This window comes from Duganella sp. (genome assembly GCF_039595735.1).
Classification (GTDB): Bacteria; Pseudomonadota; Gammaproteobacteria; order Burkholderiales; family Burkholderiaceae_D; genus Rugamonas.
This window is the reverse complement of the sequence record NZ_JBCNLB010000003.1, coordinates 324,405-340,069: the sequence shown is the minus strand read 5'-3', so window position 1 is coordinate 340,069 and position 15,665 is coordinate 324,405. Positions and strand designations below refer to the sequence as shown.

At 63.3% G+C, this 15,665-nt stretch carries 13 protein-coding genes; 9 read left to right on the top strand and 4 right to left on the bottom strand.

The genetic code is table 11. The annotated features are described in order from the left end of the window. Positions 1–41: 41 nt before the first annotated feature. Positions 42–494 carry a MarR family transcriptional regulator gene (locus ABDW57_RS08985; protein ID WP_343729863.1) on the bottom strand — a complete coding sequence of 151 codons (453 nt, stop codon included), beginning with the start codon at positions 492–494 and terminating at the stop codon, positions 42–44. A gap of 32 nt (positions 495–526) precedes the next feature. Here ABDW57_RS08985 and ABDW57_RS08980 point away from each other — a divergent pair, with 32 nt between their 5' ends. Further along, a complete protein-coding gene (locus ABDW57_RS08980) occupies positions 527–1,231 on the top strand; it encodes a siderophore-interacting protein (RefSeq protein WP_343729862.1) in 705 nt (234 codons plus the stop codon). A gap of 167 nt (positions 1,232–1,398) precedes the next feature. Here ABDW57_RS08980 and ABDW57_RS08975 read toward each other — a convergent pair whose 3' ends face one another. Continuing rightward, complete coding sequence (locus ABDW57_RS08975) at positions 1,399–2,679, bottom strand: MFS transporter (RefSeq protein WP_343729861.1); 1,281 nt, start codon at positions 2,677–2,679, stop codon at positions 1,399–1,401. A gap of 316 nt (positions 2,680–2,995) precedes the next feature. On the opposite strand from ABDW57_RS08975, the gene ABDW57_RS08970 reads away from it, so the two are divergent. The 8 genes from ABDW57_RS08970 to ABDW57_RS08935 all read left to right on the top strand — a co-directional run bounded on the left by ABDW57_RS08970 (position 2,996) and on the right by ABDW57_RS08935 (position 14,102). Next, positions 2,996–3,493 carry a gluconokinase gene (locus ABDW57_RS08970; RefSeq protein WP_343729860.1) on the top strand — a complete coding sequence of 166 codons (498 nt, stop codon included), beginning with the start codon at positions 2,996–2,998 and terminating at the stop codon, positions 3,491–3,493. Positions 3,494–3,533: 40 nt separating this feature from the next. Continuing rightward, the gene (locus ABDW57_RS08965) at positions 3,534–6,530 is read left to right on the top strand and encodes a TonB-dependent receptor plug domain-containing protein (protein ID WP_343729859.1); all 2,997 of its coding nucleotides are present in this window, start codon (positions 3,534–3,536) and stop codon (positions 6,528–6,530) included. Positions 6,531–6,533: 3 nt separating this feature from the next. Next, entirely contained in the window at positions 6,534–7,901 is a 1,368-nt protein-coding gene (locus ABDW57_RS08960; protein WP_343729858.1) for a gluconate:H+ symporter, read from the top strand. Between the two features lie 4 nt (positions 7,902–7,905). Beyond that, on the top strand, positions 7,906–11,007 hold the full coding sequence (locus ABDW57_RS08955; protein WP_343729857.1) for a glycosyl hydrolase family 28-related protein: 3,102 nt from the start codon (positions 7,906–7,908) through the stop codon (positions 11,005–11,007). Further along, positions 10,997–11,869, top strand: a complete 873-nt coding sequence (locus tag ABDW57_RS08950; protein ID WP_343729856.1) for an alpha/beta hydrolase — start codon at positions 10,997–10,999, stop codon at positions 11,867–11,869. The genes ABDW57_RS08955 and ABDW57_RS08950 overlap by 11 nt, the downstream gene beginning before the upstream one ends. Before the next feature lie 92 nt (positions 11,870–11,961). Then, positions 11,962–12,207, top strand: a complete 246-nt coding sequence (locus ABDW57_RS08945; RefSeq protein WP_343729855.1) for a hypothetical protein — start codon at positions 11,962–11,964, stop codon at positions 12,205–12,207. Positions 12,208–12,293: 86 nt separating this feature from the next. Further along, a complete protein-coding gene (locus ABDW57_RS08940) occupies positions 12,294–13,241 on the top strand; it encodes a hypothetical protein (protein ID WP_343729854.1) in 948 nt (315 codons plus the stop codon). Positions 13,242–13,358: 117 nt separating this feature from the next. Further along, positions 13,359–14,102, top strand: a complete 744-nt coding sequence (locus ABDW57_RS08935; protein ID WP_343729853.1) for a Crp/Fnr family transcriptional regulator — start codon at positions 13,359–13,361, stop codon at positions 14,100–14,102. On the opposite strand, the gene ABDW57_RS08930 is transcribed toward ABDW57_RS08935, so the two are convergent. Continuing rightward, positions 14,099–14,305, bottom strand: coding sequence for a hypothetical protein (locus tag ABDW57_RS08930; protein WP_176644484.1), 207 nt, complete (start codon positions 14,303–14,305; stop codon positions 14,099–14,101). The two genes, ABDW57_RS08935 and ABDW57_RS08930, sit on opposite strands and share 4 nt — an antisense overlap. A 62-nt stretch (positions 14,306–14,367) precedes the next feature. Beyond that, on the bottom strand, positions 14,368–15,543 hold the full coding sequence (locus tag ABDW57_RS08925) for an ABC transporter substrate-binding protein (RefSeq protein WP_343729852.1): 1,176 nt from the start codon (positions 15,541–15,543) through the stop codon (positions 14,368–14,370). Between the last annotated feature and the right edge of the window lie 122 nt (positions 15,544–15,665).

The window sequence follows — 15,665 nt, the reverse complement described above, 5'->3', positions numbered from 1 at the left end:
AGCGCCACGTCATTGCGGCCGTCGCCGGAATGACGGTGGCGCTAATCCGCCTCAAGATTCTGTCGTATCTGCTGCAGCAAGGTTTGCAATTGTGCCAGCTGCTCCGCGCTCATCCCCGTCACCGCCGCGCTGGAAGCCTGCACGCCCAGATCGTGCAGGCTGTTGAAAATGCGCTTGCCCTCATCGCTGAGCGACAGGCGCGTGATGCGGCGGTCATTTTCATCGGCCTCCGCATCGAGCAGCTGCTTGTCGCGCAAGCCTTTCAGCAGGCGCGCCAGCTGCGCCTTATCGCGCCCGGAATGCGCCACCAGATCACCCTGCGTCGCTCGCGGATGACGGGCAAAAAATCCCATCGCCTTGTATTCCATGTGGGTCAACTCATGCGGCGTATCGCGCAATCCGCGCAGCTGGCGCGCCCGGTACAAATGCATGACCGAGTGAATGGCGTCGAACACCTGCTCGGATTGGTTGACTTTATTAACTTGTTTGGTCATAATAGGTGACATTATCAACTAAGGAGCAGATGATGGCAAATCGCATACAACGCGTACGGCACGAACTCAAACGGCGAGAACTGGAAGTGGTGAAGGTGCAGCATCTGGCTCCGAACTACGTCAGCGTAACATTCAAAGGCGAGACCTTACACGATTTCGTCTCGGCTTCCTATGACGACCATGTGAAATTCCTGATCAGCGACGAGGAGCGCCGCGATTTCACGCCGCGCAGCTACAACAACGAAACGTGCGAGCTGACCATCGAATTCGCGCTGCACGCCACCGGTGCGGCGTCGGACTGGGCGCGCCAGGCGGCGCCCGGCCAGTCCGCCCTGATCGGCGGCCCACGCGGTTCGATGATCATCCCGATGGATTACGCATGGCACGTGCTGGCTGGCGATTCGACTGCGCTGCCGGCGATCCGCCGGCGTCTGGAAGAACTGCCGGCCGGCGCCAAAGTGCAGGTGCTGGTGGCGGGTGAGGAAGCGGCGGCGCTCAGCTTCGACAGCGCCGCGCAAGTGCAGCTGCAACGCCACCCCGGCAGCGCCGAACTGCTGGCCGCCATCCGCGCGCTGCAACTGCCGGCGGGCGAAGGCTTCTTCTGGTTTGCGGGTGAAGCGTCGGCGGCCGCGCAAGTGCGCGACGCCGTGTTTGGCGACAAGCGCCACCCGCGCGAGGCGGCCCGCATCTCAGCGTACTGGAAGCAGGGCGCTTCCGGCCACCATGAGGACCTGTAATTCGGGGTCAGCTCTGACATTCGGACAGCCGAAGAACACAATTGAGATATCTCAAGTCGCTCTGCGATTTTGTGGCATCAAGTATTTTTGGGCGAAATTTTGGCTAGATCAATGTTTGAGATGAATGTATTGATTTATGTCAGATGTGCTGTGCGACTGTCCGAATGTCAGAGCTGACCCCGAATTGGGCGGATGAAGAGGGCGGTCAGCATGCCGATGGCGCACACGCCGATCACGTACCATGCGGGGCCGAGCGGATCGTTTTTCAGCATCAGCGTCACTACCACCGGCGTCAGGCCGCCGAAGATGGCGTAGGACAGGTTGTACGAGAACGACAAGCCCGAGAAGCGTACCTGCGCCGGGAAGGCTTGTACCAGCACGCTCGGCACTGCACCCACCACGCCGACGCAGAAGCCGGTCAGGCCGTACAGCGGCAGCAGCAGTTCCGGCTGCGCGCGCAATGTGGTGTAGAACACGTAGGTGCAGATCGCCAGCAGCAGCGCCCCCACAAACAGCACCGGCTTGGCGCCCAGCTTGTCGGCCAGTACGCCGTAGACGATGCAGCCGAACGCCAGGCCCAACGTGGCCACGGTGTTGGCCACCAGCGAGGTGCGCGCATCGATGTGGTAGACCTTTTGCAGCAGGGCTGGGGTCATTAAGATCACCACCACGATGCCGGCCGACAGCATCCACGTCAGCAGCATCGATACCGTCACCGCGCCGCGATGGCTGCGCAGCACGGACTTCAATGGCATTTCGGCGGCCAGCGCTTTGCGCTGCGCCATTTCGGCAAATACCGGCGTTTCATGCAGCCAGCGGCGCAGGTACATGGCGCCCAGCCCGAAGACGCCGCCCAGCAGGAACGGGATGCGCCATGCCCCGGCCAGCACTTCATCCGGTTTGTAGGCGGTATTCAACCCGGTCGCGACCAGGGAGCCAAGCAGGATGCCGAAGGTCAGGCCGGCCGTCAGCACGCCGCAGGCGTAGCCGGTGTAACGCGCCGGCACGTGTTCGGAGACGAATACCCAGGCGCCCGGCACTTCGCCACCAACCGCCGCGCCCTGGAATACGCGCATCAACAGCAGCAGTATTGGCGCCGCCAGGCCGATGCTGGCGTAGGTCGGCAGCAGGCCGATGGCCAGCGTCGGCACGGCCATCATCAGGATCGATAGCGTGAACATGCGCTTGCGGCCCAGCAGGTCGCCAAAGTGGGCCATGACGATGCCCCCCAGCGGCCGCACTACGTAGCCGGCCGCAAAGATGCCAAACGTTTGCAGGGTGCGCAGCCAGTCCGGCATTTCGGGCGGGAAGAACAGCTGGCCAATGGCGTTGGCGAAGAAAACGAAGATGATGAAGTCGTAGAACTCAAGAGCGCCGCCCAGGGCGGCCAGCGACAGGGTTTTGTAATCCTGGCCCGTCAGCGGACGGATGGTCTCGTTGTTGTGCATTGTGTTGTTGTCTGGTTGATCGGGTAGGGCAGACGTAGCATAGCACCCGAAGTGTGGCTTTTGTGCAGCGGTTTATGTTGCGCCGCCGCAGACCCGCTCCGGCAACGGTGTAACCGGCGATTTCCAGGTGCCGCGACGCTGCGCTGCAGCATGAATATGTCTTTACAAATTCCTACGGTAAGCTAAAGTCCATACAAATGATAACGCTATCTTGGCGCTGACCCGAATTCCCCGATACCTGATTAATAGGTGCTGCTGTCAGGCGCCTGTTTTTAGCGATCGGCAATGTTAGCGCTAACTAATCTTGGAGACATGGATGCAGAGTATCCGTTGGGTGGTGATGGGCGTCAGCGGCTGCGGCAAGAGCACTGTCGGGCAGGCGTTGGCGACGGCGAACGGTGTGCCGTTTGTCGAGGGCGACCAGTATCACCCGCCGGCCAATGTGGCCAAGATGTCGGCCGGGGTGCCGCTCAACGATGATGACCGCGCCGACTGGCTGCTGGCTCTGCAGGCGCAGATCAGCGCGGCGCGCCAGCGTGGCGAGGGGCTGGTGATTTCCTGCTCCTCGCTCAAGCGCCGCTATCGCGACCTGCTGCGCCAGGGCGATCCGGGCCTGCGCTTTGCGCATCTGAACGGACCGAAGGCGTTGATCGAGGCGCGCATGCGGGCGCGTGTCGGCCACTACATGCCGCCCTCGCTGCTGGACAGCCAGTTCCGCGATCTGGAACCGCTGCAGCAGGACGAAGCCGGCGTCACGCTGGATATCGAAACACCCCCCGCGGATCTGGTAACGCAGATCCGCGCAGAGAAGTAAGCAGTACGCAGCAATCACAATAACTAGACGGAGACTGACAATGACTACACTCGCTACCCGTAACACCATCATGCGCCTGGCTGTGGCCAGCGCCTGCAGCTGGATCGCCATTTCGGCGGCCCACGCCCAGCAGGTCGCCGCCGCTGCGCAGCAAGCCGCACCCGCCGCGCAGGACGCACAAGGCGCGCCTGCCGCCGCCACTGAACCGGAAGCCAAGGTTGACAATGTGGTGACTGTGTCCGGCTCGCGCATTTCGGCACGCGGCTTTACCCAGCCGACGCCGACCACCACGCTGGGCGCAGATGATCTGGCCAAGACCGCCAAGCCTAATCTGTTCAACGCGATCGCGGAACTGCCGGCACTGCAGGGCAGCACCGGCCGCACCACCAGCACCAACAGCACTTCCAGCGGCATCCAGGGCCTGAGCTCTCTGAGCCTGCGCGGCCTGGGGCCGATCCGCACCCTGACGCTGCTGGACGGCCAGCGCGTGGTGGGCGCCAATGTCACCGGCGTGACGGACGTCAGCCAGTTCCCACAGCTGCTGGTCAAGCGCGTGGACGTGGTGACCGGCGGCGCTTCCGCTTCCTACGGCTCGGACGCCATCGGCGGTGTCGTTAACTTCATCACCGATAAGAAATTCGAAGGCGCCAAGTTCAATGTCGAAGGCGGCCAGACCACCTATCACGACGACAAGAACGGCACTTTCCAGGCGGCCTTCGGCAAGGCCTTCATGGATGACCGCCTGCACGTGACGGCCAGCGTTGAATACGGCCGCGAGAAGGGTATCGAGTCGCCGGGCTTTGGCGAAGTGGGGCCGAATGGCCGTACCTGGTACAAGAATCCGGCGTATCAGATCCGCCCTCTGTCGCAGACCAATGACGGCAAGCCGCAGTACACGGTGATCGAACACGCGCAGCAGTACCAGTACGCGAAATACGGCCTGATTACCAGCGGCCCATTGCAAGGCACGGCGTTTGGCGCCAACGGCCAGCCGTACCAGTTCCAGTATGGCTCGAACGGCGTGCCAACCGGCACCGGCGCGGTGACCGGCTGCGTCAATCCATTCTGCATCGGCGGGGACCTGAGCGGCAGCGTCGGCGCCGGCACCAATCTGGCGATGGATCTGACCCGCCAGGTGGGCTATACCCGCGTGGGCTTTGAGATCAATCCGGATCATGAGATCTACATGACCGCCAACTTCGGCCGCGTGAAGTCGGCGTTCTCGCCCAATCCTGGCGCGGCCAAGAATGCCAACCTGACCATCCAGTGCTCGAATCCTTATCTGCCGGCTTCGATCGCGGCGGCGTGCGCGGCGAATAACATCACCAGCTTCCAGTACGGTACGGCCAACGCCATCTTCCCGGAGAATATCAACGTTCATCCGACCCGCGAGATGCGCCGCCTGACGCTGGGCGCCAACGGCCGCTTCCCGGCCTTCGGCAAGGACTGGACCTATGACGCGTACGTGGAGCGCGGCATCAACTTCACCGACATCATCGTCAAGGACATGACGCTGAATGCGCGCTACAACGCCGCCATCGACGCGGTACGCCTGGCCGACGGCAGCATCGCCTGCCGCAATGAGGTGGCGCGTGCTTCCGGTTGCGTCCCGCTGAACATCATCGGCAATGTGCCGGTCAGCGCCGCCGCCTGGGGCTATGTGGCGCCGGAAAACGGTCCGCAGCAGCATACCCGCCAGCAGCAGGACGTGGGCAGCTTCAATATCAATGGTGAAGTGTTCGACACCTGGGCCGGTCCGGTGGCGCTGGCAACCGGTGCCGAATGGCGCCGCGAGTCGTACCGCGTCAACGGCGACCCGTACGGCAACGGCATCTTCCCGGACAGCCCGAACACCGCGCAGTATCCGGCTGACCCGATCCTGAATTCCACTGTCGGCAACAACTGGTACGCAGGTAACTACCACAACGCTTCCGGCACCTACAACGTGAAGGAAGCCTATGCGGAGCTGAACGTGCCGGTGCTGAAATCTGCCACCTGGGGCGAGGCCAACATCAACGTGGCCGACCGCCACACCAAGTACAGCACCTCCGGCCACGTGGAAAGCTGGAAGCTGGGCGCCAACTGGAAGACCGGCATCGACGGCCTGCGCTTCCGCGCGGTCACCTCGAAAGATGTGCGCGCGCCAAACTTGAGCGAACTGTATGCGGCAGCGGTGGTGGTGAACAACGTGGTGCAGTATCAGGGCAACACCGTCACCATCCAGCAGCGTACTGTGGGGAATACCAGGCTGCGTCCTGAAATCGCGCGTAACAACATCTTCGGCATCGTGCTGGATCGTCCAAGCTGGGCACCGGGCTTCAGCGCCTCGGTCGATTACTTTGACATCAAGGTCAATGGCGTGATCTCGTCGCTGACCGCGCAGCAGGAAGTGGATCTGTGCGTGGCCGGTAACCAGGAAATCTGCGGCGCCATGTCGCTTGGTAACCCGATCCCGACCAACAACTACGTGACCGTGCAAGCCTTCAACCTGGCTTCGCTGCACAGCAAGGGCTATGACCTGGAAGCCGCGTACCGCCTGAATCTGAAGGACTGGAATCTGCCGGGCCGCTTCACCGTGCGTGGCCTGATCACCCGTAACATCAGCTTCCTGACCGATCCAGGCGTGGTGGGCACCATTCCATCGGAAGGCGCCGGTAATAACCTGGGCAGCACGCCGCGCTGGAAGGGCCTGTTCTCGCAGTCGTGGGACACCGATAAGTACAGTCTGACGCTGAGCGAGCGCTGGATCAGCAGCGGCAAGTACAGCAACGAGTTTATCGAGTGCCAGACCAACTGCCCGGTATCGACCGTGATCCATCCGACCATCTACAACAACCATATGAAAGGTGCCTTCTACGTGGATCTGGGCGGCAGCTGGAAGTTCTCGGACAAGGCCACGGCCTTCTTCAAGATCGATAACATCGGCAATGTTGATCCAGCCGCGGCGCCGCAGGCCAATCTGAGCTTCGGCATCAACCCGGCCCTGTACGATGTGATCGGCCGTGTGTACCGTGTTGGTCTGCGCTACAACTTCTAAGCGATGACTGTCACCACTCCGTTGGCGGCGCTCTTCGGAGTGACGCCGGCGGCGTGGGCGCTGATTGCCGTGGCATTGGCGGTCGGTTCGCTCACGCTGCTCATTGCCTGGGCCAAGGTCCAGCCGCTGCTGGCATTCGTGGCGGCCGCGCTGATCGCCGCGCTGCTGCTTGGCGTGCCGCTGGAGAATATCCCCAAATCGATCGACAAGGGCATCGGCGATCTGCTTGGCTCGCTGATTGTGATTGTCTGCCTGGGGGCGGTGTTCGGCAAGCTGATTGCCGACAGTGGCGCGGCGCAGCGCATCGCCAGTTATCTGATCGGCGTGTTCGGTTCCGCGCGCATGCCGGTGGCGCTGACGCTGACCGGTTTCGTGGCCGGGATTCCCCTCTACTACAACGTCGGCTTTGTGCTGCTGGTGCCGCTGGTGTTCTCGCTGGTGTACCAGAGCGGCCGCCCGGCGGTGGCGCTGGCGATTCCACTGCTGGCCGGATTGTCGATTGCGCACGGCTTCCTGCCGCCGCATCCTTCGCCCACCGCGCTGGTGGCGCAGTTCCATGCCGATATGGGGCGCACGCTGTTCTACGGTTTGATCGTGGCGGTGCCGACGCTGATCATCGCCGGTCCGGTGTTTGCCATGACGCTCAAGCGCATCCAGGCCGAGCCGGCACCGATGTTCCGCGCCGGCCTGCGCGACGAAGCGGAACTGCCGGGGGTGTTCAACAGCTTCGCCACGGCGCTGCTGCCGGTGTGGCTGCTGGCCGCCGCCACCGGCGCCAGCATGCTGCCGATTGCCGCTCCGGCGCTGAAGTCGCTGGTGCTGTTCCTGGCCAATCCCATGATTGTGATGCTGCTTGCCTTGCTGGTGGCAGTGTTCACGCTGGGCGTGGCGCGCGGCCAGAAGCTGCAGGTGCTGATGGCCGGCGCGCAGGATGCCATGCGCGATATTGCGCCGATCCTGCTGGTGATCGCAGGCGCCGGTGCGTTGAAGCAGGTGCTGGTGGATTCCGGCGTCAGCGCGCAACTGGGCACACAGCTGGGTGCCTTGCCGGTGCCGCCGCTGGTGCTGGGCTGGATGGTTGCGACCCTGATCCGCATCTGTCTGGGTTCCGCCACCGTGGCGGGACTGACGGCGGCCGGCATTGTGGCGCCGGTGGTGCAGGGTTCGGGCATCGACCCGAGCCTGATGGTGCTGGCGATCGGCGCCGGCAGTTTGATGTGCAGCCATGTGAACGACTCCGGTTTCTGGATGTTCAAGGAGTACTTCGGGCTATCCCTGAAAGACACTTTCCGTTCGTGGACGCTGATGGAGACGTTGGTTGGCGTGTTCGGACTCATTTTCGTATTGCTTCTTTCTGCCTTTATAGGATAAACAGATGAAACCAATCTTGAATATGCTGGTTGCGGCAGCTTTTGCCGCGCCCCTGCTGGCGCAGGCCGCATCAGTCTCCGCCTACCAGACCATGCCGGACGACCCGCGCGCGGTGAAAGTGAAAGCGGTGGCGGATGGCCGCGCCGACGACACCGCCGCCATCCAGGAGGCGCTGAACGCTGCCGCCAATCACGGCGAGGGCGGGGTGGTGTTCCTGCCTTCGGGCCGCTATCGCATCAGCCGCTCGCTGCTGGTGCCGCTGGCGGTGCGCCTGTACGGCGTTGGCCCGACGCGGCCGGTGCTGGTGCTGGGCGCGAATACGCCGGGCTTCCAGAAGGGCGTGGCGAACATGGTGGTGTTCACCGGCGGCGACCAGTACACGGTCGGCAAGGTGCCGGTGCCGGTCAAGAGCGCCGTCCCGTACAGCGAGAACGTGCGCGATGCGAATTCGTCGACCTTCTACTCGGCGATGAGCAATGTGGATATTGAAATTGGCGATGGCAATCCGGCCGCCGCTGCTGTGCGCCTGCGCACCGCGCAGCACTCCTATCTGAGCCACATGGACTTCCACATCGGCTCCGGCCTGGCGGGCGTGTACATGGTCGGCAACGAGAGTTTCGACCTCAAGTTCTACGGCGGCCGTTACGGCATCCTGACCGAGAAAACCTCGCCGGCGTGGCAGTTCACGCTGATGGACACCACCTTTGAAGGCCAGCGCGAGGCGGCGATCCGCGGCCATGAGGCCGGCCTCACGCTGGTCAACACCACCATCCGCAACACGCCGGTGGGGATCGAGATCAGCCGTGGCTATGGCGACTGGTTGTGGGGCAAGGACGTGCGCTTTGAGAATGTCTCCAAGGCCGCAGTCGTCATCAGCAACGAGGACAATGTCTACACCCAGGTCGGTTTCGATAACGCGGTGGCCAGGAACACGCCGGTGTTCGCGCGTTTCCGCGACAGCGGCAAGACGGTGCAGGGTTATGGCCCGGCCTACCAGATCAGCGAATTCAATTATGGCCTGATGCTGCCGGGCCTCGGCAGCGTCGGCAAGTTCGCCACCAACGTCAAGGGCGCGGCGCTGAAAGCCTTGCCAGCCCCGCGCAAGCCGGTGATGCGCACGCTGCCGGACACCAGGCAGTGGGCCAGCGTGCGTGATTTCGGCGCGGTGGGCGACGGCGTGACTGACGATACGGCGGCGGTGCAGAAAGCCATCGACAGCAAGCGCGTGGTGTATCTGCCGCAGGGCTTCTACATGGTGCAGGATACCATCCGCATGAAGCCGGACACGGTGTTGATTGGCCTGCATCCGGGCGTGACGCAGCTGGTGCTGCCCAATGGCTCTCCGGCCTACGCCGGTGCGGACGGTCCGAAGGCGCTGCTGGAAAGTGCCAGGGGCGGCGATGCGATCGTCACCGGTTTTGGGCTGGCCACCGGCGAGGTCAATCCACGCGCGACCGCGCTGCTGTGGAAGGCTGGCGCCGAGTCGCTGGTGGATGACATCCGCATCCAGGGCGGCCATGGCACGCGCCTGTATGACGGCAAGCGCCGCGATCCTTATCAGAAATCGGCCAATTTCGATCCTACCGCGCACTGGGACCGCCAGTACCCAAGCATCTGGGTGACCGATGGCGGTGGCGGCACGTTCGTCGCGTGCTGGTCGCCAAGCACCTTTGCACAGGCGGGCTTCTACGTCTCCAACACCAGGACGCCGGGCAAGGTGTACGAGCTGTCGGCCGAGCACCATATCCGCGCCGAGATCGTGCTGGATAATGTGGAGAACTGGGAATTCCTGGCGCCGCAGACGGAGCAGGAGGTGCGGGACGGCATGGACGCGGTATCGCTGGAGATCCGCAATTCGCGCAACATCACTTTCGCCAACTACCATACCTATCGCGTCACGCGTTCGATCAAGCCGGCCGTGTCGGCGGTGAAGATCACCAACTCGGGCGACATCCGCTTCCGTAATGTGCACGTCAACGCTGAAAGCGGCTACGCCACTTGCGATGAAAACGGCTGCGATACCTATCTGCGCGCCAGCAAGTACCCGTTCGAGAACACGCTGCAGGACCTGACGCACAAGCAGGAGGTGCGTGAGCACGAATTCGCGGTGCTGGACATCGGCCCGGCTACGCCGGCCAACGTCGCCGTCGCCGCTCGTGCGGCCACCGGTCCGGCCGCAGTGGTGTTCCCGACCACCGCGCCAGTCGCCGCACCGGCCGGCCCGTTCGCTGCCGCTAAGGTGGAGAAGCTGGAAGGCGATTTCTACTCCATCGCCGGCGCCACGGTGGACCGCAAGGGAAAGCTGTATTTTGTCGACCGCCGTTTCAACCGTATCTACAGCTGGTCGAAAGAGGCCGGGCTGGCGGTGGTACGCGATGCGCCGCTCGATCCGGTCAATCTGGCTGTCGACAACAGCGGTTCGATTCTGGTGGTGTCCTCGGCGGGGCCTGAAGGCACGGTGTACTCTTTCAACCCGGAGCAGCCGGCTGGCCCGGTCACCATCATCAAGCCAACGCCGGTCAAGGCCAATGCCAATGCGCGCACGCTGGTGCCGGTCAACTTCTGGCAAAACGGCGAATTCCGCGATCAGCTTAACTTCGACACCTACGAATTCACCACGCTGGCCGAGATGTTCGCCCGCGACGTGGCCTTGCCGAAGAAGCGTGAGTACGTGTCGCCGGACGGCAGCCTGGTGCTGCCGGCCTACCGCGTGTTCAAGCAAGGCCCGACTGACCACCTGGGCTGGCGTTGGTCCGATACGCTGGATACCTACGGCCTGGTCACTCCCGGCGCCAACGGCCGCGTGGTATTTACCAACGGTTCCGAAAATCGTACTTTCAGCGGTGTGATCGGCGCCGGCGGCGCCATCACGGACCTCAGGCTGGCGGCCAATCGCGGCGGCGAGAGCGCGGCGGTGGACGGCAAGGGCAATGTCTACGTGGCTAACGGTCAGGTGTTTGTCTACGCGCCGGATGGCAAGGAGATCGGCCGCATCGACGTGCCTGAGCGTCCGCTGCAACTGATCTTCGGCGGCGCCGACCAGCGCACGCTGTTCATCCTCACCCACCATTCGCTGTACGCGGCGGGAGGCTTCGATGCGCAATAAACTCGCCTGCCTGCTGATGGCCTGGTGCGCGCACGCCGGCGCACAACAGCTGCAACTGTGGCCCAATGGCGCACCCGGCGCCGAAAAGCGTCACAACGAGGCGGAGAAGGTGGACAACACCTACGTCAGCAATATCCACGATCCGTCACTGACGGTGGTGCGCGCCAATCCGCGCCATGCCAACGGCGCGGCGGTGGTGATTGTGCCGGGCGGCGGCCACCGCATGCTGGTGTTCCAGAACGAAGGCATGGTGGCGGCCAGGTCGCTCAATCGCGTGGGCGTGACGGCTTTCGTGCTGAAGTACCGGCTGGCGCGCGACCCGGGTTCCAGCTACTCCATCGAGAACGATGCGGCGGCCGACCTACGGCGCGCCGTGCGCTGGGTGCGCGCGCATGCGGCCGAGTACAACGTCGATCCGCAGCGCGTCGGCATCATGGGTTTTTCGGCCGGCGGCGAACTGGTGTCGCTGGTGGCCGATAATCCCGAGCCGCCGCTGCCGGCCAGGCAGGACGCCATCGACAAGCTGAGCGCACGGCCAGACTTCCAGGTGCTGGTGTATCCCGGCCCGCTCGGTTCGCCGGCCAAGGCGGCGACCGGCGCGCCACCGGCCTTTATCGTGGCCGGCTCCAACGACAAGTGCTGCATGCCGCCTGCGCTCAATCTGTACCAGCAGCTGATCGCGGCCGGGGTTTCGGCCGAGCTGCACTTGTATGCTGATACCGACCACGCTTTCAATATGGGACAGCGCTCCGAGCGGCTGTCCGATGCCCACTGGCCAGATCGCTTGCATGATTGGCTCAGCGACGGCGGCTGGTTGATTCCGCGCAATGGTCAGCCGCCGCAAGGTGTGCCCGCGCCTTAGCAGAGTTGCGCCGCTGCCACTAAGTGAGTTACCGAACGGCGATCGCTGCGGTAGAATTTCAGAATTGGATTTTGTCCATTCAGGAGGCAGCGATGTCTACCACGCAAACTTTCCGCCCGGACTACCAGTCGTCCGAGGTGGTGGAGGCCGGCATAGAATTGGCCGACCAGGTGAGCCCTGAAAGCGCAGTCGAGTACCTCAGCCATCGCGGGGTGCTCGAAAGCGTGATCAAGCGCGTTATTTCCGAGCCGGAACATCGGCGCAACCCCGGCCGTCTGCGGGTGCGCGACGAGCGCTCGATCGAAGAGGGCTCGCGCATGAATAAATTCATACCCTAAAGAAATTCCCGCACGGTTGACCTATATCTAATAACGCGCGCACTGTACGGCTACGCTGTTTGACGGGTTTTTCACAAGGATTCGTCATGCGTGTTGCCTCTCCAGCCGTGCTGGTGGCGGGCGTTGCGCCGATGCTGACATGGTCGGTAGCGCGTTGCCTGCGCCGTGCCGGCCATGCTCCTGTCGTGCTGGGCCGTGCCAGCTGGTCCCCCATGCGCTGTACCACCGATTGCCGGCGCTATCTGCCCTGGCGCGACGGCGTCGCCCAGCTTGGCGCGCTGTGCGAGAGCACCCACATCGATGTAGTGATGGCTGCCGATGCCGCTGCCGCCTCGCTGCTGGCCGATGCGCCGCTGCCGGCCTGCGCCGCGCCGGCGGCCGCCGCCACCGCCGCTTCTTTTGACGACAGATGGCATCTGGTGCGCCTGCTGCAGGCGCTGGACTTGCCGGCGCCGCACAGCGTGCGGCTGACGGACAGCGCGCAATTGCTGGGGCATTCCCTGGTGTACCCGATTGTGACCGCGCCGCTGACGCCAGGCGCCGGCGTGGTGCGGCACCCCAGCCATCAGGCGCTGGAACGCGCCGTGGCGCGCGGGCAGCTGGGCGGCTATCCCATGATCGCACAGTCGTGTGTGACAGGATGGAAAGTGACGGCCTCGTTCCTGGCGTGGCAGGGCAGGTTGACCGCCTGTGCGGTGCTGCGCCAGACCCGGCGCGGGCGCACTTTTTACCCCAGCCGGCGCGTGCGTGAATATGTCGAGCGGCTGGTGGCGGCATGTAATTACAGCGGCGCCGGCCATCTGGACCTGCGCTACGATCCGGCGCGCGATAGTTATTTCATATTGGACTTCAAGCCGCAATTTGGAAACTCGGTGCTGCACGCCGCGCGCGCCGGTCTGAATCTGCCGGCCCTGCTGCTGCAGTTGGGCGAGACGGCGCCGCGCGCGGTGGCGTTGCCACGTGCCGGGCGGGTGCGTTTGCCGGTCCGGGAGCAGGCCATGGGCCTGGCGACGCGCTGGCTGAGCGTAGGATAAGGCTGACAAATCACTATGTTCCCAACCTACATAAGGTCTGTATGTGCTCCTATAAGCCGGCGCGCAGCGCGGCGATATAGTGCTGTTCATCCGATACCCATATTGATGAGGCACGATATGTACGCAGCCAAACAGACATCCGTCTCCGCCAGCATCCCACGCGCGATGCAGCACACCCCTGCGCCAGCCATCAGCCTGACCGGCGCCCAACAGAATGAACTGCTGCGCGCGCTGTCGCGCGAAGAATTGCTGGACTTGTTTGTCCACCTTGACCTGGTGCCGCTGGAAGCCGGCAAGCATCTGTTCGACACCGGCGACCAGATGGAATACGCCTACTTTCCCACCAACGCCATCGTTTCCCTGCAGTACGTGACGGAAGACGGCGGCGCCGCTGAAGTGGCGGTGGTCGGGCGTGAAGGCGTGGTCGGTGTGTCGATGTATGAAAACGAGCGCGCCAACTGCTGCGCCGTGGTGCAGACCGCCGGTTATGGCTACCGCATCAAATCGGCGGTGCTGCGCCAGGCCTTCTTCAGCGGCGGCGCGCTGGCCCAGCAGCTGATGCGCCACACCAGCGCCTTGTTCGCGCAGCTGGCGCAAACCGTGGCCGGCGTGCGTCACGGCAGCATCGAACAGCGCCTGTGCCGCTGGCTGCTGGAACGACTGGACCGTTCGCTGTCCAATGAATTGAAAGTGACGCAGGAGATGATCGCCAACATGCTCGGCGTGCGGCGCGAATCGATTACCTGCTGCGCCGGCAAGCTGCAGGAAGAGGGCTTGATCGAATACCGCCGCGGCACCGTCACCATCCTCGACCGCCACGGCATGGAACGCCGCGCCGGCGGTTGCTACTCCCCCGCCTAATGCAAATACCGCGGCGCTTGCTGGAGCTGATCCAGCTTGCGCTGCACCAGCTGATACCACGCCTGCGCCCAGCGCGCCGCCGCCTGGGATTCTTCCACCGTCGCTGCCGCCATCGTCCGCCGCACCGCCAGCATCTGCCTGTGCATGGCATAGGCGGCGGGGTGGAATTTGCGGCGGGGGCGGTTTGTCGTTTGCGTATCCATGCAGGTGATTCTGCCCGCCGCACGTTGCTGCGGCTGTACGCTGTCTCACCTACAAGAAGGCTTTATTTGCCGGGGTCCTTCTGGTTAGCGAACTGATCGAATTCGACGTTATAGACTTCGCTGCCAACCTTTTCCACCTTGCGCACATACACCGTCTGCACGATGTCGCGGGTGGCCGGGTCGATGGCGATCGGGCCGCGCGGGCTGTTCAGCTTGATGGTCTTGAGGATTTCCATCGCCTTGTCGCCGTCGATCTTGCCGTTCAGCTTGCGCGCGACTTCATAGATGGCCGCCATGCCGTCGTAGGCCGCGACCGCCATGAAGTTGGGCCGGCCGCCGTTCGGATTGGCGGCGGCAAAGCTCTTCAGGAAGGCAGCATTCTCCGGCGACTTGTGGGCGGCCGAATAGTGGAAGGTGGTGATCACGCCCAGCGTGGCGTCGCCCATGGCCGGCAGCACGTGGTCGTCGGTCAGGTCGCCGGTGGCGATAACCTTGATGCCGGCTTCGGCCAGGCCGCGCTCGCGATAGCCTTTCATGAAGGCGATGCTTTGCTCGCCGGCCGGCACGAAGATGAACACCGCGTCCGGCTTGGCGTCCTTGATGCGCTGGATGAAGGGCGCGAACTCCGGATTGCGCAGCGGTACACGGATGGTTTCCGTCACCGTGCCGCCGCCTTTGACCAGTTCAGTCTTGAAGGCGGCTTCGGCATCAATGCCGGGACCGTAGTCGGCCACCAGCGTGACCACTTTTTTGATCTTGTTCTTCACCGCCCAGGTGGCCATCGGCGCCGAGACCTGCGGCAGCGTCATCGAGAAGCGGGCGATGTAGTCGGACTTGGTGGTGATGACCGAGGTGGCGGCGTTCATGATGATCATCGGCTTTTTGGCTTGCTGGGCGATTGGCGCCACCGCCAGCGCCTCCGGCGTCAGGCCGAAGCCGGCCAGGAAGTCGACCTTGTCGCGCACCACCAGTTCCTGCGCCAGGCGCTTGGCCACTTCCGGCGCCGGGCCGGTGGTGTCCTTGACGATGATCTGGATCTTCTTGCCGGCCACCGTGTCGCCGTATTGCGCCATATAGGCCTTGATGCCGCCCTCCATTTGCTTGCCGTAGTCAGCAAACGCACCGGAAAAGGCCGCAATCACCCCCACCTTGATGGTGTCTTGTGCCCATGCGGCGGGTGCTGTGGCCAAGGTGAATGCTGCAAGTGTCGCTATTTTCACTACTTTTTTCATGTTCATGCCTGTCTCCTGTGCTGTTCTGTTTCCGGTGATTGACAATATACCGTGGCAACCATAGTATCCAATCTATGTGCGATTAACAACCGATTGTTCGATAATCGCACATCATTAAAACAACAGGA